Genomic DNA, 18189 nt, shown 5'->3' with positions numbered 1-18189 from the left:
GACATGGCTCAGTTCTCCTGGGGGGCGAGGGCACGCACGGTGCGGGACGGGCTGGGGCGGCCGAGCCGGTCGGCCATCCACACGCTGGTGGCGGTGAGCAGACGGAGGTCGACGCCGGTGTCGATGCCGAGGCCGTCGAGCATCCACACCAGGTCCTCGGTGGCGAGGTTGCCCGTGGCGCTCTTCGCGTACGGGCAGCCGCCGAGGCCGCCCGCGGAGGCGTCGACGGTGGTCACGCCGTGCCGGAGCGCGGCAAGGGTGTTGGCCAGGGCCTGGCCGTAGGTGTCGTGGAAGTGCACGGCCAGCCGGCCGGCGGGCACGCCCGCCGCGTCGAGCGCGGTCAGCAGGGCGCCGACGTGGCCGGGGGTGGCGACGCCGATGGTGTCGCCGAGGCTCAGCTCGTCGCAGCCGAGGTCCAGCAGGCGGCGGGCGACCCGCACGACCCGCTCGACGGGGACGGCGCCCTCCCAGGGGTCGCCGAAGCACATCGAGAGATAGCCGCGCACCCCGGCGCCGGCCTCCCGGGCCCTGGCCACGACCGGGGCGAACATCTCCAGCGACTCGTCGACGGTGCGGTTGAGGTTGGCCTTGGCGAAGGACTCCGTCGCGCTGCCGAAGACGGCGACCTCCCGGGCGCCCAGGGCCAGCGCGCGGTCCAGGCCGCGCTCGTTGGGCACCAGGACCGGGAGCCGGGCGCCGACGCCGTCGAGCATCGGGAACAACTGCTCGGCGTCGGCGAGCTGCGGCACCCACTTGGGGTGGACGAAGCTCGTCGCCTCCACGGTGCCGAGGCCGGCGGCGGCGAGGCGGCGGATGAACTCCGCCTTCACCTCGACCGGCACGACCGTCTTCTCGTTCTGCAGCCCGTCGCGCGGTCCCACCTCGTGGATCCGGACGCGGTCCGGGAGGCCGGGTTCCGGTACGGGCATCGGCAGTCCGTCGATCATGACTCCTCCTGCGGGGTGACGACGGCCAGGACCTGGTCCATCGCGACCGTGGTGCCGGCGGTGACGTCCAGCTCGGTGACGGTGCCGTCGTGCGGCGCGGAGATGACGTGCTCCATCTTCATCGCCTCCACGACGAGGAGGCTCTGGCCCGCGGTCACCGTGTCGCCGACGGCCGCCTTGACCACGGTGACGGTGCCCGGCATGGGGGCGGTGAGCGCCCCGGCGTGCGCGGCGCCGGCCCCGCCGAGGGCCTCGACGGGGTCGTGGTCCTGGAGGTGCCAGGCGTCGCCGTCACGGCCGAGCCAGGTGCCGGCCGGTCCCCGGGCGTGGCTGAAGGTGTGGGTGAGGCCGTCCAGCTCGATGGTGAGGGTGGTGGGTGTGAGCTGGACGATCCGCGCGGGGACGGAGCCTTCCCCGGGCCCCGGGGCGGGAGATACCGGGCCGGGCCCGGCGGACGGAGTGGTGCCGGTCCCCGCGGAGGGGTTCCGGCCGGGGCCTCCGCCCGTACCCGGCCCGGCGGACGTGCCCGCGACCGGCCCGGCGCCTTCCGGCGCCGCCGGCAGCGCGAGCTCCGTGCGCGCGCCCGTGCCGCGCACCCGCACCGTCACCGGGTCCAGGCCCGGCGCGCGCATATGGTGCGGGGTCCACGCCGGCTCGCCGCCCAGGCGCCAGCCCGTCGGGACGGAGAAGGGGTCCACCCAGGCCGCGGGGGCACCGGCGGGGGAGTCCGCCGGGGCCAGCGCCGCCTGGCGGAGCAGGCCCGCCGCCGCGTACACCTCGGCCGGGACGGACGTCCGCACCAGCGACGCCGCGTCGCGGTCGACGAGCCCGGTGTCCAGGGCGCCCGAGACGACGTCCGGGTGCGCCAGCAGCCGCCGCAGGAAGCCCACGTTGGTGTCGACGCCCAGGACCACCGTCCCGGCCAGCGCGGCCCGCAGCCTGCGCAGCGCGGTGGGGCGGTCGGGGCCGTAGGCGATGACCTTGGCGAGCATCGGGTCGTAGGCCGTGCCGACCTCGGTGCCCTCGGAGAGGCCCGAGTCGACCCGGACGCCCTCGCCCGCGGGCTCGCGCAGCAGCCGCACCGCGCCCGCCGACGGCAGGAAGTCGACCCGCTCGCCGGTCACCCGGGCCGTCTCCGCGCAGACGCGGGCCTCGACGGCGTGCCCGGTGAGGGTGACGTCCGCCTGGGCGAGGCCCAGGCGCTCGCCGGCGGCGACCCGCAGCTGCCACTCGACCAGGTCCAGTCCGGTGACGAGCTCGGTGACCGGGTGCTCCACCTGGAGGCGGGTGTTCATCTCCATGAAGTAGTAGGCGGAGGGGTCCTCGCCGGGGACGATGAACTCCACCGTGCCCGCGCCCGTGTAGCCGCAGGAGCGCGCCGCCTGCGCGGCGGCCTCGCCCATCGCGGCGCGGGTGGCCTCGTCCAGGAAGACGCTGGGCGCCTCCTCGACGATCTTCTGGTGGCGGCGCTGGAGCGAGCACTCGCGCTCGCCGAGGTGGAGGACGCCGCCGTGGCCGTCGGCCAGCACCTGGATCTCGATGTGCCGCGGCCGGTCGACCCAGCGCTCCACGAGCAGGGTGTCGTCGCCGAAGGAGCCGCGCGCCTCCCGCCGGGCGGCGGCGATCTCCTCGCCCAGCAGGGCCTCGTCCCGGACGAGCCGCATGCCCTTGCCGCCGCCGCCCGCCGAGGGCTTGAGCAGCACGGGCATGCCGATCTCCCGGGCGGCGGCGGTGAGCTGGGCGTCCGTCAGCCCGCTGCCGGAGGAGCCCGGCACGACGGGCACGCCCGCCGCGCGCACCGTCTCCTTGGCGCGGATCTTGTCGCCCATCAGCTCGATCGCCCCGGCGGGCGGGCCGATGAAGACGAGACCGGCGGCCTCGCAGGCGCGGGCGAAGGCGGCGTTCTCGGCAAGGAAGCCGTAGCCGGGATGCACGGCTTGCGCACCCGTGCGGGCGGCGGCGTCGAGGAGGCGCTTTACCGAGAGATAGCTCTCGGCGGCGGCCGCCGGGCCGATCCGGACGGCCGTGTCGGCCTCCCGGACGTGCCGGGCGTCCGCGTCGGCGTCGCTGAAGACGGCGACCGAACGGATGCCGAGCTTCCGGAGCGTACGGATCACCCGGACCGCGATCTCGCCGCGGTTGGCGACCAGGACGGTGTCGAACACTGTGTGCTTCCCCCTACATCCGGAAGACGCCGTAGCCGGGCGCCGTGGGGTCCTTGGCGGGCAGCGGCGCGTTCGCGCACGCCGTAAGGGCGAGACCGAGCACGGTGCGGGTCTCCAGCGGGTCGATGACCCCGTCGTCCCACAGCCGGGCGGTGGCGTAATAGGCGTTGCCCTGGGTGTCGTACTGCTCCCGGATCGGGGCGCGGAAGGCGTCCTCCTCCTCGGCGGCCCACTTCTCGCCGCGCGCCTCCAGCTGGTCGCGCTTGACGGTCGCGAGCACCGAGGCGGCCTGCTCGCCGCCCATCACCGAGATCTTGGCGTTGGGCCACATCCACAGGAAGCGCGGCGAATAGGCGCGCCCGCACATCGAGTAGTTGCCCGCGCCGTAGGAGCCGCCGACGACGACCGTGAGCTTGGGGACGCGGGTGCAGGCCACCGCCGTCACCATCTTGGCGCCGTGCTTGGCGATGCCGCCCGCCTCGTACTGCCGGCCGACCATGAAGCCGGAGATGTTCTGCAGGAAGAGCAGGGGGATGCCGCGCTGGTCGCACAGCTCGATGAAGTGGGCGCCCTTCTGGGCGGACTCGGCGAAGAGGATGCCGTTGTTGGCGACGATGCCGACCGGGTGGCCGTGGATCCGGGCGAAGCCCGTCACCAGCGTCTGCCCGAACTCGGACTTGAACTCGGCGAACCGCGAGCCGTCCACCAGCCGCGCGATGACCTCCCGCGCGTCGTACGGCGTCCGGGGGTCGACGGGCACCGCGCCGTAGAGCCCCGCGGGGTCGACGGCGGGCTCCTCCACCGGCTCCACCGGCCAGGGCGGGGCGGCGCGGCCGGGGAGCGTCGAGACGATGGTGCGGACGATCCGCAGGGCGTGCGCGTCGTCCTCGGCGAGGTGGTCGGTGACGCCGGAGACCTTGGAGTGGACCTCGCCGCCGCCCAGCTCCTCCGCCGTGACGACCTCGCCCGTGGCGGCCTTCACCAGCGGCGGGCCGCCCAGGAAGATCGTGCCCTGGTTCCGCACGATCACGGCCTCGTCGCTCATCGCGGGGACGTAGGCGCCGCCGGCGGTGCAGGAGCCGAGCACCGCGGCGATCTGCGGGATGCCCGCGCCGGACATCCGGGCCTGGTTGTAGAAGATCCGGCCGAAGTGCTCGCGGTCGGGGAAGACCTCGTCCTGCATCGGCAGGAAGGCGCCGCCGGAGTCGACCAGGTACAGGCACGGCAGCCGGTTCTCCAGGGCCACCTCCTGGGCGCGCAGGTGCTTCTTGACCGTCATCGGGTAATACGTGCCGCCCTTGACCGTGGCGTCATTGGCGACGATCACCGTCTCGCGGCCCGACACCCGCCCGATCCCGGCGATCACCCCGGCGGCGGGCGCGGCGCCGCCGTACATCCCCTCGGCCGCCAGCGGGGCCAGCTCCAGGAACGGCGAGCCCGGGTCCAGCAGGGCGTCCACCCTCTCGCGCGGCAGCAGTTTGCCGCGCGCGGTGTGCTTCGCCCGCGCCCGCTCGCCCCCGCCCAGCCGGGCCGCGGCGAGCCGCTCCCGCAGCTCCGCGGACAGCTCGCGGTGGGCCGTCTCATTGGCCCGCCAGGCGTCGGACGCCGGATCGGCGGTGCTCCCCAGCACCGGTGCCTGCTGCATGTGCTCGAGCTCCCTTGCTCGGTTAATGAGCGTTAACACATTTCCCTCAGGTTAACGAGCACTAACGCCGCTGTCTAGAATCACTTCCGTGAATGACGTAGTGACCCGCACCCCGACCGCCGCCCCCACCCGCCGGGAGCGGATCCTCCAGGAGGCCGCGCGCCTCTTCGCGGAGCGCGGTTTCCACGGCGTGGGCGTGGACGAGATAGGGGCGGCGGTCGGCATCAGCGGCCCCGGTCTCTACCGCCACTTCGCCGGCAAGGACGCGATGCTCTCCGAGCTCCTGGTGGGCATCAGCGAGCGGCTCCTCGCGGGCGGCCGGGAGCGGGTGGCGGCGGCCACCGGCGAGGGCGGCGGCCCGGCGGCCGTGCTGGACTCGCTCGTCGACGGCCATATCGACTTCGCCCTCGACGACCGCGCCCTGATCACCCTCCACGACCGTGAGCTGGGCCAGCTCAGGGACAGCGACCGCAAGCAGGTGCGCTCCCTCCAGCGCCAGTACGTCGAGCTGTGGGTCGAGGTCGTCCGCGCCCTGCACCCCGCCGCCGGTGAGGCGGAGGTCCGCGCCGCCGTCCACGCCGTCTTCGGCCTGCTCAACTCCACCCCGCACCTCGGCCGCCCGGGCGCCCTGCCCGGCCGCGACGCCACCGCCGCCCTGCTGCGCAGGCTGGCGCTGGGCGCGCTCGCGAGCCTCTCCGGGGGCGCGGAGGGGTGAGCCCCCGGCGGTCGGTGAACCCTGGACAGCCGAGGTGACCGCCGGGTAACTTGCCGCCTGAGCGAGCGCTTAGCCACGCCCGGGCGGGCCTGGCGGACAGGGGGCACGATGCGTCGGACCGTGTACAACGAGGATCACGAGGCGTTCCGGGAGACGATCCGCGACTTCATCGCCGCGGAGGTCGTGCCCGTTTACGACGAGTGGCGCGAGGCCGGTGCCGCGCCCCGCGACTTCTACAAGAAGCTCGGCGAGCTGGGCGTCTTCGGCATCGGGGTGCCCGAGGAGTACGGCGGCGCCGGCGAGACGAGCTTCAAGTTCCAGGCCGTGATCAGCGAGGAGTGCGCCCGCGCCGGCGTCAGCTTCGGCGGCAGCAGCGTGCACACCGCCCTCTGCCTGCCCTACCTCCTGGCCTACGCCACCGAGGAGCAGAAGCGCCGCTGGCTGCCCGCCTTCGTCTCCGGCGACATGATGACCGCCATCGCCATGACCGAGCCCGGCACCGGCTCCGACCTGGCCGGCATGAGGACCACCGCCAAGCTCTCCGCGGACGGCACCCACTACGTCCTCAACGGCGCCAAGACCTTCATCACCGGCGGCGTCCTCGCCGACCGCGTCCTGGTCTGCGCCCGCACCGCCCCGCCCACCCCCGAGGACCGCCGCTCCGGCATCTCCATCCTCGTCGTCGACACCACCTCCGAGGGCTACGCCGTCGGCCGCAAGCTGGAGAAGCTCGGCCTGCACTCCTCGGACACCGCCGAACTCTCCTTCACCGACGTCAAGGTGCCGGTCGCGGACCTCCTCGGCGAGGAGGGCGAGGCGTTCGGCTACCTCGGACAGAACCTCCCGCAGGAGCGCCTCTCCATCGCCGTCGGCGCGTACGCCCAGTCCGCCGCGGCCGTCGCGTTCACCAAGGACTACGTCCAAAGCCGCACGGTCTTCGGGCAGTCCGTCGCCGCCTTCCAGAACACCAAGTTCGTCCTCGCCGACTGCAAGGCCGAGGTCGACGCGATGGAAGCGGTCGTCGACCGCGCCCTGGAGGCGCACGACGCGGGCGGCCTCTCCGCCGCCGACGCCGCCTCCGCCAAGCTCTTCACCACCGAGCGGGCCGCCGCCGTCATCGACAAGTGCCTCCAGCTGCACGGCGGTTACGGTTATATGATGGAGTACCCCATAGCCCGTCTCTACGCGGACACCCGCGTCACCCGCATCTACGGCGGCACCAGCGAGGTCATGCGCTCCATCATCGCCAAGTCGATGGGTCTGTAGACGGCCCGCGATGAACGAATCCCTCCAGGACCTGCTCGACCTCCTCGACCTCGAACGGATCGAGCGGGACATCTTCCGCGGCACCAGCCGCCCCTCCGTCGTACCGCGCGTCTTCGGCGGCCAGGTCGCCGCCCAGGCCCTGGTCGCCGCCGGCCGCACGGTGCCCGCGGAGCGCCTGCCGCACTCGCTGCACGCCTACTTCCTGCGCCCCGGCGACCCCGGCGCGCCCATCGTCTACACCGTCGACCGGATCCGCGACGGGCGCTCCTTCACCACCCGCCGCGTGGTGGCCGTCCAGCACGGGCAGCCGATCTTCCACCTCTCGGCCTCCTTCCAGGCGTACGAGGCGGGGCTGGAGCACCAGGAGCCGATGCCGCCCGCACCGGACCCGCTCTCGCTGCCCACCGCCGCCGAGCTGCTGCCCCGGCACGCCCACCGCTTCATCGACCCCGAGGTCGCGGAACGGCTGGCGGACGCGCGGGCCGCGGTCGACCTGCGGTACGCGGACGAGCCCCCGTTCGCCAGCGTGGGGGAGCCCCGCGAGCCCAAGTCGCAGGTGTGGTTCCGGACCAACGGCAAACTGGCGGACGACCCGCTGCTGCACGTCTGCCTGGTCACCTACGTCTCCGACATGACGCTCCTGGACTCCGTGCTGCTCGCCCACGGGCGCGGCGGCTGGACGGTCGGCGACGTCGTCGGCGCGAGCCTGGACCACGCGATGTGGTTCCACCGGCCGTTCCGCGCCGACGAGTGGCTGCTGTACGACCAGGAGAGCCCCACCGCGCAGGGCGGCCGGGGCCTGGCCAGGGGCCGGATCTTCACCGAGAGCGGGCAGCTGGCCGTCTCCGTCATCCAGGAGGGCGTGGTGCGGGTGCCGCGCCCCCGGGAGGGCTCCTGACCGGCCGTCGCGCGCCCCTGCGCCCGCCATCCGCCGGGTAATATCGGTGGGTTGTCGCACGGGGCGGCGGGGGAAGAGGGGCGCACGATGGGCAGCACGACCGGAAAACCGATGGCGGGCGCCTTCCGGGCCCTCCTCCTCGTCGGCGGCGTCCTGCTGATCGCCGTCGCGATCGTGGTGGGGTTCCTCCTGCACAGCCGGATCATCGACATGGTCGGCACCGCCCGGCTGGTGAGCGGTCTCGCCCTGCGCGCCGGGGAGTTCGCCCTGCTCTCGGCCGGCGCGTGGTGCGCGGTGCGGGGCTGGAACGGGCGGCTGGACTGAGGCGGAGGGCGAGGCCCTCCGCCCGGCCCGGCTACGCGCTGAGGCCCGCCGCGTCCAGCAGGTACGCCGTCATCGGCTCGTAGTACCGGGGGTCGACGACGTGGTCGTCCATCGGCACCGCCACCTGGAGGGTGCCCTCCGCCTCCGCGAGGAACAGCGCCGGGTCGTTGGAGTCCGCGTAGCCGACGGCGTCGATCCCGCGCTGGGCCGCGCAGCCCGCCCAGCCGTGGTCGGCGACGACCAGCTCCGGCAGCGGGCGGCCCTCCCGCAGCAGGCCGTCGAGGATCGCGGTCATCGGGTGCGGGGAGTGGGTGTGCCAGAGCGTCGCCCCGCCCTCGTAGACCGCGACGTCCGCGAACTGCACGACGCAGCCGTCGTCCGCCAGCAGCCCGCCCGGGATCCGGACGACCTCGCAGCCGGCCGCGCGCAGCGCCCCGGCCGTCATCCGGTGCACGTCCAGCAGCGCGCCCGGGTGGCCCGTCGCGAACAGCACCCGGCGGCGGCCCTCCGCCGCCTTGCGCAGCACGTTCGCCATCCGGTCCAGCGCGTCGACGGTCAGCTCCGGGTCGATGGTGTCCTGCCCGGCCCGGTGGTCGAGGTCGTCGCTCACCCCGCACCGCTCCGCCATCACGGCCAGCACGTCCTGCTCGTCCGTCCAGCGGTCGCCCAGCTCCAGGCCCAGCCAGTACCGGCGGTCGCCGTTCGCCAGCCGGCGGTAATGATCGAGGTTGTTCTCCCGGGGGGTCGCCACGGCGCCCGCGATACGGGTCCGGACGAGGTGATCGATCAGTTCGGCGCGGCTGGGCGCGTGGCTCGGTATCGGCATACGGCTCATTGTCTCCCCCGACGGCGCTTCGCTGGACGTCCTGTCCATATGGCGGGGCCGGACTCTTCGGAAACGTATATGTGCGGAATCCGCCGCCCTGCCTACCCTCGGGTACGTCCCGCACGGCCGGGCCCGCGTTGGTACGACCGTAACGCGTCCGTGATTTCGAGAGGTATCCCTATGACCCCCCAGAACGGCTCCGCCCCCCGCGAACCGCGCGGCCCGGTCGACTCCTCCCGCATCCCGCGCTACGCCGGTCCCGCCACCTTCGCCCGCCTCCCGCGCCTGGACGAGGTCGGCACCACCGACGTCGCCGTCGTCGGCGTGCCGTTCGACACCGGCGTCTCCTACCGCCCCGGCGCCCGCTTCGGCGGCAACGCCATCCGCGAGGCGTCGCGCCTGCTGCGCCCGTACAACCCGGCCCAGGACGCCTCGCCCTTCGCCCTCGCGCAGGTCGCGGACGCCGGTGACATCGCCGCGAACCCGTTCAACATCGACGAGGCCGTCGAGACGATCGAGGGCGCGGCCGACGACCTCCTCGGCACCGGCGCCCGCCTGATGACCCTCGGCGGCGACCACACCATTGCCCTGCCGCTGCTGCGCTCGGTCGCCAAGAAGCACGGCCCCGTCGCCCTGCTGCACTTCGACGCGCACCTGGACACCTGGGACACCTACTTCGGCGCCGAGTACACCCACGGCACGCCGTTCCGCCGGGCCGTCGAGGAGGGCATCCTCGACACCGAGGCGCTCTCCCACGTCGGCACGCGCGGCCCGCTGTACGGCAAGAAGGACCTCACCGACGACGAGAAGATGGGCTTCGGCATCGTCACCTCGGCCGACGTCATGCGGCGCGGCGTCGACGAGATCGCCGACCAGCTGCGCCAGCGCGTCGGCGACCGCCCGCTGTACATCTCCATCGACATCGACGTCCTGGACCCGGCCCACGCGCCCGGCACCGGCACGCCGGAGGCGGGCGGCCTGACCTCCCGCGAGCTGCTGGAGATCATCCGCGGTCTGTCCTCCTGCAACCTGGTCTCCGCCGACCTGGTCGAGGTCGCCCCGGCCTACGACCACGCGGAGATCACCTCGGTGGCGGCGTCGCACGCGGCGTACGAGCTGACGACGATCATGTCGCGGCAGATCGCGGCCTCGCGCGCCTGAGGCACCCCGGCCCCCGGGCGCCGGACGGACGGGGCACCCCGCCGTCCGGCGCCCGGGGATCCCGCGCGTCAAGGGCCCGTAAGGCCCGGACCGTCCGGCGACAAGGCCCCGTAAGGACCCGGATACGCGGTGTGTCCGGACGGTTGGCTGAGGTGATCACCCACCTCCGTCGAAGGCCCACGCCGTGCCCCTGCACCTGCTCCCCGACCAGGACGTCACCCCGCCGCGCCCGGCCGCCCCGCCCCCGCCCGGCCGGGCCCGGCGGCGCCACCGGCAGGTGGCCGGCGGAGCGCTCGACCCCAAGCTGCTGATCGCCTCCCTCCCGGACGCGGTCCGCAAGCTGAGCCCCCGGGTCATGGTCCGGAACCCGGTGATGTTCGTCGTCGAGGTGGGCTCCGTGCTCACCACGCTCTCCGCGCTGCTCGCCCCCTCCGTCTTCGCCTGGCTGATCAGCGCCTGGCTCTGGCTCACCGTCGTCTTCGCCAACCTCGCCGAGGCCGTCGCCGAGGGCCGTGGCAAGGCACAGGCGGAGAGCCTGCGCCGGGCCCGCTCCGGCACCGTCGCCCGCCGGCTGCGGCGCTGGCGGGTCGGCATGGACCGGCGCGACTGGGAGGAGGAGCGGGTACCCGCCGCCGAGCTCTGCCCGCAGGACTTCGTGGTCGTCGCCGCCGGTGAGACCGTCCCCGGCGACGGGGAGGTCGTCGACGGCGTCGCGGCCGTCGACGAGTCCGCCGTCACCGGCGAGTCCGCCCCCGTCATCCGCGAGGCGGGCGGCGACCGCTCGGGCGTCACGGGCGGCACGAAGGTGCTCTCCGACGGCATCGTCGTCCGCATCACCTCCCGGCCCGGCCACACCTTCCTCGACCGCATGATCTCCCTGGTCGAGGGCACCACCCGGCAGAAGACCCCCAACGAGCTGGCCCTCAACATCCTGCTCTGCTGCCTCACCGTGATCTTCATCCTCGCCGTGGTCTCGCTCCAGCCCATGGCCGCCTGGGCCGGGGCGCCACAGACGATCACCGTGCTGGTCGCCCTGCTGGTGACGCTGATCCCCACCACGATCGGCGCCCTGCTCTCCGCCATCGGCATCGCCGGCATGGACCGGCTCGTCCAGCGCAACGTCCTCGCCCTGTCCGGCCGGGCCGTCGAGGCCGCCGGCGACGTCAACACCCTGCTCCTCGACAAGACCGGCACCATCACCCTCGGCGACCGGCAGGCCACCTCCTTCGTGCCCGTCAAGGGCGTACCGCACGAACTCCTGGCCGATGCCGCCCAGCTCGCCTCCCTCGCCGACGGCACCCCCGAGGGCCGCTCCATCACCGCCCTCGCCCGCCGCTACGGCATCGACCACGACCCCGCCGACTTCACCCACGGCCGCTTCGTCCCGTTCTCCGCGCGGACCCGGATGAGCGGCGCCGACTTCGCGTACGAGGGCGACTTCCTCCGCATCCGCAAGGGCGCGGGCAGCGCCGTCACGGCCTGGGTCACCCGGCGCGGCGGCCACGTCCCCACCGAGGCGGGCTGGATCGTCGACTCCATCGCCGCCGGCGGCGGCACCCCGCTGCTCGTCGCCGTCGAGGACCGGGGCGGCGCCCGCGTCCTGGGCGCCGTCCACCTCAAGGACGTCGTCAAGCCCGGCATCGCGGAGCGCTTCGCCGAACTGCGCGAGATGGGCATCAGGACCGTCATGGTCACCGGCGACAACCCGCTCACGGCCCGGGCCATCGCCGCCGAGGCCGGCGTCGACGACTACCTCGCCGAGGCCACCCCCGAGGACAAGCTGGCCCGGATCCGCGCGGAGCAGGCGGGCGGCAACCTCGTCGCCATGACCGGCGACGGCACCAACGACGCCCCCGCCCTCGCCCAGGCCGACGTCGGCGTCGCCATGAACTCCGGCACCTCCGCCGCGAAAGAGGCCGGCAACATGGTCGACCTCGACTCGGACCCCGCCAAGCTCATCCGGATCGTCGAGGTCGGCAAGCAGCTCCTCATCACCCGCGGCGCGCTCACGACCTTCTCCATCTGCAACGACGTCGCCAAGTACTTCGCGATCGTCCCCGCGATGTTCGGCGGCGTGACGGGCTACGAGGGCCTGGAGAAGCTCAACGTGATGGGCCTGCACAGCCCCACCTCGGCCATCGCCTCGGCGATCATTTTCAACGCGCTGGTTATCGTCGCGCTGATCCCCCTCGCCCTGCGCGGCGTCCGCTACGCCCCCGCGGGCGCGCACGCGCTGCTGCGGCGCAACCTGGGCGTGTACGGCCTCGGCGGCCTGATCGCCCCCTTCGCCGGCATCAAGCTCATCGATCTGCTGATCCAGTACGTCCCCGGGATCTGACGGGCTGCCGGGCGGCGGGGTGGGGGCGGGGGCGGCCTGGGCGGATCCGGCTCCTGCGGGGGCCGTGCGCCGGGCAGGGTCCGTACCGCCGCGCACCGTGGGCCCGGGCCCACGGGTCCGATGTGCCGCGAGCCGCGAGCCGCGAGCCGCGAGCCGTGCGTGGGGCAGGGCCCCGTACCGCTGTGCACCGCGAGCCGTGCGCCGGGCAGGGCCCCGTACCGCCGCGCACCGTGGCCGGGCCCGCGGATCCGATGTGCCGCGTGCCGCGTGCCGCGAGCCGTGCGTGGGGCAGGGCCCCGTACCGCTGTGCACCGCGAGCCGTGCGCCGGGCAGGGCCCCGTACCGCCGCGCACCGTGGCTGGGCCCACGGATCCGATGTGCCGCGTGCCGCGTGCCGCGAGCCGCGAGCCGCGAGCCGTGCGTGGGGCAGGGCCCGTACCGCTGTGCACCGCGAGCCGCGAGCCGTGCGCCGGGCAGGGCCCCGTACCGCCGTGCACCGTGGGCCCGGGCTCACGGGTCCGGTGTGCCGGGGCCGTGAGTCGCGCGCGGGCACCGTCCGACCGCCGTGCGCCGCGGGTCCGGCCTTCGGATCCGGCGGCCCGCGGCCCGCGCGTCGGGGGCCGGGGAATCGGCGCCCGGGGATCCGGCGCCTCGCGGGTCGTGTCGGCCGGCACGACCCGCCGCGCACCGGGAGTTCGCGCAGCCGTTCCCGTGACTCCGCCCGGAGTCCTTCCGGCCCCGCCTCCGTGCCCCTACCGTCGGCCGCAGCCGGACCAGGCCGTACCGGGAGGGACACCGTGCGCATCCGACCCGCACTCACCACCGTCATCGTCGCCGCGCTGTCGGCCGCCGTCCCGGCGGGCGTCCCGGCCGCCGCCGGGACGCCCTCGCGCGCCTGCTCCCCGTACGTCCGCATCGACGGCTACGGTGACGGGCTCGACAAGACCGCCTTCGAGGGGGCCTTCGTCGGCAACCTCTCCGCGCTCGCCGCCGACACCGACGGCACGGTCGCCGCCCTCTCCGACCGCTCCCGGCTGTTCGCCCTGGACGTGCGGCGCGGGCCCACCGCCGCCCGGCCCGTACGCGTCCGGGCGCTCGCCGACGAGAAGGGCGGCGAGCTCGACTCCGAGGCCCTCGCCGTCGACCGCGACGGCACCCGGCTGGTCGCCTCCGAGACCGAGCCGTCCGTCCGCCGCTACGCCCGCGACGGCACCCTCCTCGGGCGGCTGCCCGTTCCCGGCGCGCTGCGGCCCGCCCCGGCGGGCCGGGCCCTGCCCAACCAGACCTTCGAGGGCCTCACCCTCCGGGACCACGGCCGTACCCTCCTCGCCGCGATGGAGGGGCCGCTGGCCGGTGACACGCGGACGGTCCGGTTCCAGAGCTGGTGGCGGCCCCGCACGGGCCCGGGCGCCCCGGAGTTCCGGCTCGGCCCGCAGTACGGCTACCCCCTCGACCCCGGCCTCGGCGTCTCCGAGGCCGCCGCGGCGGACGACGGCCGGCTGCTGGTCCTGGAACGCGGATACACCCCCGGGGCGGGCAACACGGTGCGGCTCTACGCGGCGGACACCCGTGGCGCGAGCGACGTCTCCGGCGTGGAGACGCTGCCCGGCGGCCCCGGCACCCGCCAGGTCCGCAAGCGGCTGCTGGCGGACCTGGGGGAGTGCCCCTCCCTGGGGGCCCCGGCGAAGCAGCCGCAGACGAACCCGCTGCTGGACAACATCGAGGGCATGGCCGTCCTGGGCCGCGCGCCGGGCGGGCGGCTGCGCCTGCTCCTCGTCAGCGACGACAACGAGAGTGCCCGCCAGACGACGCGGCTGTACGCGCTGACGGTCCGGCCGCGGTGACCGCTGCGCGGGGTTTGTTCCCCACCCGCCCGGCGATTGAGGACACCGCGCGTCAGCGCGGAAAGGGGGCCCGGGGCGTCAGCCCCCGGTACCGGGAAGGGGCGGGGTGGGGGAAAACTCTCCCGGCCCCCGCCCCCACTTTGTTGCGGCGGGATGAAAACCGCAGCCCACGGCGTTGGGCCCTCCGTGGCAGAGGACAGCGGAAACCCCCGTAAGGCGACGGACGTCGGACAAGGCTGGGCCAGGCGCCTCGCACGGTACTGCTGGCGATACCGCCGCACCGTGCTGCTCGCCCTCGGCTCCTCACTGGGCGGTATGGCCGTCATGGCCCTCGTCCCCCTCATACCCAAGCTGATCATCGACGACGTCATAGGCGCCGGCGACCGGCCGCTCGCCCCCTGGGCGACGCTCCTCGTCGCCGCCGCGGTCGTCGTCTACGGCCTGACCTACCTGCGCCGCTACTACGGCGGCCGCCTCGCCCTCGACGTCCAGCACGACCTGCGGACCGAGATGTACGCCTCGGTCGCCCGCCTCGACGGCCGGCGCCAGGACGACCTCTCCACCGGCCAGGTCGTCGGCCGGGGCACCAGCGACCTCCAGCTGGTGCAGAGCCTCCTCTTCATGCTGCCGATGATGATCGGCAACATCCTGCTGTTCCTGATCTCGCTGGTCGTCATGGCGACCCTCTCCCCGCTGCTCACGGTGATCGCCCTCGCCGTGGCCCCCGCCCTGTGGTTCCTCGCCCAGCGCAGCCGCACCGAGCTCTTCCCCGCCACCTGGTACGCCCAGGGGCAGGCCGCGGCCGTCGCCGGCGTCGTGGACGGGGCCGTCACCGGCGTCCGCGTCGTCAAGGGCTTCGGCCAGGAGGAGCAGGAGGCCGGCAAGCTCCGCGAGGTGAGCCGCCGCCTGTTCGCGGGCCGGCTGCGCACCGTCCGGCTCAACTCCCGCTACACCCCCGCCCTCCAGGCCGTACCCTCCCTGGGCCAGGTCGCCATGCTGGCGGTCGGCGGCTGGATGGCCACGCGCGGCCAGATCACCCTCGGCACCTTCGTCGCCTTCTCCACCTATCTGGCGCAGCTCGTCGGCCCGGTGCGGATGCTCACGATGATGCTGACCGTGGGCCAGCAGGCCCGGGCCGGCGTCGAGCGGGTCTTCGAGCTGATCGACACCGAGCCGGTCGTCGAGGAGCGCCCGGGCGCGCACGCGCTGCCCGACGACGCGCCCGCCACCGTCGAGTTCGACGACGTCACCTTCGGCTACGACCCCGACCGGCCCGTCCTCGACGGCTTCTCGCTGCGCATCGAGCCCGGTGAGACCGTCGCCGTCGTCGGCGCGTCCGGCAGCGGCAAGTCGACGGTCGCACTGCTCCTGCCGCGCTTCTACGACGCCACCGGCGGCGCCGTCCGGGTCGGCGGGCACGACGTCCGCGACCTGACGCTGCCCTCGCTGCGCGCCGCGATCGGGCTGGTGCCCGAGGACAGCTTCCTGTTCTCCGCGAGCATCGCCGACAACATCGCCTACGGGCACCCGGAGGCCACCGCCGAGCAGATCCGGGCCGCGGCCCGGGCCGCCCAGGCCGACGGCTTCGTCTCCCGGCTGCCCGACGGGTACGACACCGAGGTCGGCGAGCAGGGCCTCTCCCTCTCCGGCGGCCAGCGCCAGCGCATCGCGCTGGCCCGCGCCATCCTCACCGACCCCCGGCTGCTGCTCCTCGACGACGCGACGTCCGCGGTCGACGCCCGGGTGGAGCACGAGATCCACGAGACGCTGCGCGCGGTCACCGCGGACCGCACGACCCTGCTCATCGCCCACCGGGCGTCGACCCTGGCCCTGGCCGACCGGATCGCGGTCCTCGACGGCGGGCGGCTGGCCGACCTCGGCACGGCGGAGGAGCTGGAGGAGCGCAGCGAGCTCTACCGCAGACTGCTGACGGACCCGGAGGAGCTGGCCGGGGTCCGCAAGGACCCCGCGGGCCGGGCGTCGGCCGCCCTCGCGGGCGGCTTCGGCGGGGAGTCCGCGATCGCGGGGAGCCTCATCGCTGCGCCCCTGGAGGAGACCGGGGTTCCCGACGACGCCCCCGCGTCCGTGCCGGCGCCGCGCAAGCGGACCGTCGTCGACGGCGTCACCCCGTCCCTGTGGGTCCGCGCCGGGGACGGCGCGCCCGCCGACACGGCCGGGATGCCGGCCACGCCCGAACTGCTCGCCAAGGTGGCCGCGCTGCCGCCCGCGACCGACACCCCCGGTGTGGACGAGGAGCGCGCCGCCCGGCCCGAGAAGGAGTTCGGACTGCGGCAGCTGCTGCGCGGCTTCGGCGGGCCGCTGGCCCTGAGCCTGCTCCTGGTGGCCGTGGACGCGGTCGCCGGGCTGCTGCTGCCGGTCCTCATCCGGCACGGCATCGACCAGGGCGTCCAGCGCCTGGCCCTCGGCGCGGTGTGGGCGGCCTCCGGCCTGGCGCTGCTGGTGGTGCTCGGGCAGTGGGCCGCGCAGGTCGCCGAGACCCGGCTCACCGGGCGCACCGGCGAGCGCGTGCTCTACGCCCTCCGGGTGAAGATCTTCGCCCAGCTCCAGCGGCTCGGCCTCGACTACTACGAGCGCGAGCTCACCGGCAAGATCATGACCCGGATGACCACGGACGTGGACGCCCTGTCCGCGTTCCTCCAGACCGGGCTGATCACCGCCGTCGTCTCCGTCCTCACCTTCTTCGGCATACTCGTCGCCCTGCTGGTCATCGATGTGGGCCTGGCCCTCGTCGTCTTCGCGACCCTGCCGCTGCTGGTGATCGGCACCGTCGTCTTCCGCCGGCAGAGCGTGAAGGCGTACGAGCTCGCCCGTGAGCGCGTCGGCCTCGTCAACGCCGACCTCCAGGAGAGCGTCGCGGGCCTGCGCATCGTGCAGGCGTTCCGCCGCGAGGCGACCGACGGCCGGCGGTTCGCCGAGCGCAGCGACGCCTACCGGCAGGCGCGGGTGCGCGGCCAGTGGCTCATCTCGGTCTACTTCCCGTTCGTGCAGCTGCTGTCGTCCGTGGCGGCCGCCGCCGTGCTCATCGTGGGCGCGGGCCGGGTGGGCGCCGGCACCCTGACGGCGGGCGCCCTGGTCGCGTACCTCCTCTACATCGACCTGTTCTTCGCGCCGGTCCAGCAGCTCTCGCAGGTCTTCGACGGCTACCAGCAGGCGACCGTCTCCCTGGGCCGGATCCGGGACCTGCTGCGCGAGCCGACGAGCACCCCGCCGGCGACGCGGCCGCGCGTGGTGTCGGAGCTCGGCGGCTCGGTGGCCTTCGAGGACGTCCACTTCCACTACGGCGACGGCGAGCAGGCCCTCGCGGGCATCGACCTCACCGTCCCGGCCGGGCAGACCGTGGCCTTCGTCGGCGAGACGGGCGCGGGGAAGTCCACGCTGGTCAAGCTGGTCGCGCGGTTCTACGACCCGACGTCGGGCACGGTCCGCGTCGACGGCCACGACCTGCGCGAGCTGGACGTCACGGCCTACCGGCACCGGCTGGGCGTCGTCCCGCAGGAGCCCTACCTCTTCCCCGGCACGGTCCGCGACGCCATCGCCTACGGGCGGCCGGACGCCTCCGACGCCGAGGTCGAGGCCGCGGCGCGGGCGGTCGGCGCGCACGACATGATCGCCACGCTCGACGGCGGCTATCTGCACACCGTGGCCGAGCGCGGCCGCAACCTCTCGGCCGGGCAGCGGCAGTTGATCGCCCTGGCCCGCGCCGAGCTGGTCGATCCGGACGTACTGCTGCTCGACGAGGCCACGGCCGCCCTGGACCTGGCCACCGAGGCGCTGGTCAACCAGGCGACCGAGAAGCTGGCGGGCCGGCGCACCACGCTGGTCGTCGCCCACCGGCTGACCACCGCGGCCCGCGCGGACCGGGTCGTGGTCCTGGACCGCGGCCGGGTGGTGGAGGACGGCACGCACGACGAACTGCTGGCGCTGGACGGGCGGTACGCCGTGCTGTGGCGGACGTTCACGGGCGAGGCGATCGCGGCGTAGGCCGGCGGCCGGCCGCCGCGCGGGCCCGGCCGACAGATCGGGAGAAAGAGACCAGCCG

The 18189-nt window shown here is 74.5% G+C and carries 12 protein-coding genes; 8 read left to right on the top strand and 4 right to left on the bottom strand.

Features of this window, described 5'->3' with window-relative positions:
- Positions 1 to 8: 8 nt before the first annotated feature.
- The 3 genes from AF335_RS03815 to AF335_RS03805 are packed head-to-tail and all read right to left on the bottom strand — an operon-like array spanning position 9 to position 4757.
- Positions 9 to 947: a hydroxymethylglutaryl-CoA lyase gene (locus AF335_RS03815; protein ID WP_102916778.1), complete on the bottom strand. Its 939-nt coding sequence runs from the start codon at positions 945 to 947 to the stop codon at positions 9 to 11.
- Entirely contained in the window at positions 944 to 3112 is a 2169-nt protein-coding gene (locus AF335_RS03810; RefSeq protein ID WP_102916777.1) for an ATP-binding protein, read from the bottom strand. The genes AF335_RS03815 and AF335_RS03810 overlap by 4 nt, the downstream gene beginning before the upstream one ends.
- A 13-nt stretch (positions 3113 to 3125) precedes the next feature.
- Positions 3126 to 4757: a carboxyl transferase domain-containing protein gene (locus AF335_RS03805; RefSeq protein ID WP_102916776.1), complete on the bottom strand. Its 1632-nt coding sequence runs from the start codon at positions 4755 to 4757 to the stop codon at positions 3126 to 3128.
- An 88-nt stretch (positions 4758 to 4845) separates the two neighbouring features.
- Here AF335_RS03805 and AF335_RS03800 point away from each other — a divergent pair, with 88 nt between their 5' ends.
- The 4 genes from AF335_RS03800 (at position 4846) to AF335_RS03785 (ending at position 7960) form a co-directional block, all read left to right on the top strand.
- Positions 4846 to 5472, top strand: coding sequence for an SACE_7040 family transcriptional regulator (locus AF335_RS03800; RefSeq protein WP_244926896.1), 627 nt, complete (start codon positions 4846 to 4848; stop codon positions 5470 to 5472).
- A 108-nt stretch (positions 5473 to 5580) separates the two neighbouring features.
- On the top strand, positions 5581 to 6738 hold the full coding sequence (locus AF335_RS03795) for an acyl-CoA dehydrogenase family protein (protein WP_102916774.1): 1158 nt from the start codon (positions 5581 to 5583) through the stop codon (positions 6736 to 6738).
- A gap of 10 nt (positions 6739 to 6748) precedes the next feature.
- The gene (tesB, locus tag AF335_RS03790; RefSeq protein WP_102916773.1) at positions 6749 to 7636 is read left to right on the top strand and encodes an acyl-CoA thioesterase II; all 888 of its coding nucleotides are present in this window, start codon (positions 6749 to 6751) and stop codon (positions 7634 to 7636) included.
- An 87-nt stretch (positions 7637 to 7723) separates the two neighbouring features.
- Positions 7724 to 7960 (top strand): hypothetical protein, encoded by a 237-nt coding sequence (locus AF335_RS03785; RefSeq protein WP_146045418.1) that lies wholly within the window; start codon positions 7724 to 7726, stop codon positions 7958 to 7960.
- A gap of 31 nt (positions 7961 to 7991) precedes the next feature.
- On the opposite strand, the gene AF335_RS03780 is transcribed toward AF335_RS03785, so the two are convergent.
- The gene (locus AF335_RS03780) at positions 7992 to 8786 is read right to left on the bottom strand and encodes a phosphatase (RefSeq protein WP_102916771.1); all 795 of its coding nucleotides are present in this window, start codon (positions 8784 to 8786) and stop codon (positions 7992 to 7994) included.
- A 180-nt stretch (positions 8787 to 8966) separates the two neighbouring features.
- Between AF335_RS03780 and speB the strand changes: the two genes are divergently transcribed.
- The 4 genes from speB (at position 8967) to AF335_RS03760 (ending at position 18131) form a co-directional block, all read left to right on the top strand.
- On the top strand, positions 8967 to 9947 hold the full coding sequence (gene speB, locus AF335_RS03775) for an agmatinase (protein WP_102916770.1): 981 nt from the start codon (positions 8967 to 8969) through the stop codon (positions 9945 to 9947).
- Positions 9948 to 10131: 184 nt separating this feature from the next.
- Positions 10132 to 12285, top strand: a complete 2154-nt coding sequence (kdpB, locus tag AF335_RS03770) for a potassium-transporting ATPase subunit KdpB (RefSeq protein ID WP_376697782.1) — start codon at positions 10132 to 10134, stop codon at positions 12283 to 12285.
- Positions 12286 to 13082: 797 nt separating this feature from the next.
- Positions 13083 to 14129, top strand: a complete 1047-nt coding sequence (locus tag AF335_RS03765) for an esterase-like activity of phytase family protein (RefSeq protein ID WP_102916769.1) — start codon at positions 13083 to 13085, stop codon at positions 14127 to 14129.
- 153 nt (positions 14130 to 14282) lie between these two features.
- A complete protein-coding gene (locus AF335_RS03760; protein WP_102916768.1) occupies positions 14283 to 18131 on the top strand; it encodes an ABC transporter ATP-binding protein in 3849 nt (1282 codons plus the stop codon).
- Positions 18132 to 18189: the final 58 nt, after the last annotated feature.

Origin of the sequence: Streptomyces eurocidicus, from assembly GCF_002891295.1 — a bacterium.
Lineage (GTDB): Bacteria > Actinomycetota > Actinomycetes > Streptomycetales > Streptomycetaceae > Streptomyces > Streptomyces eurocidicus.
This window is presented reverse-complemented; position numbering and strand designations above follow the sequence as displayed.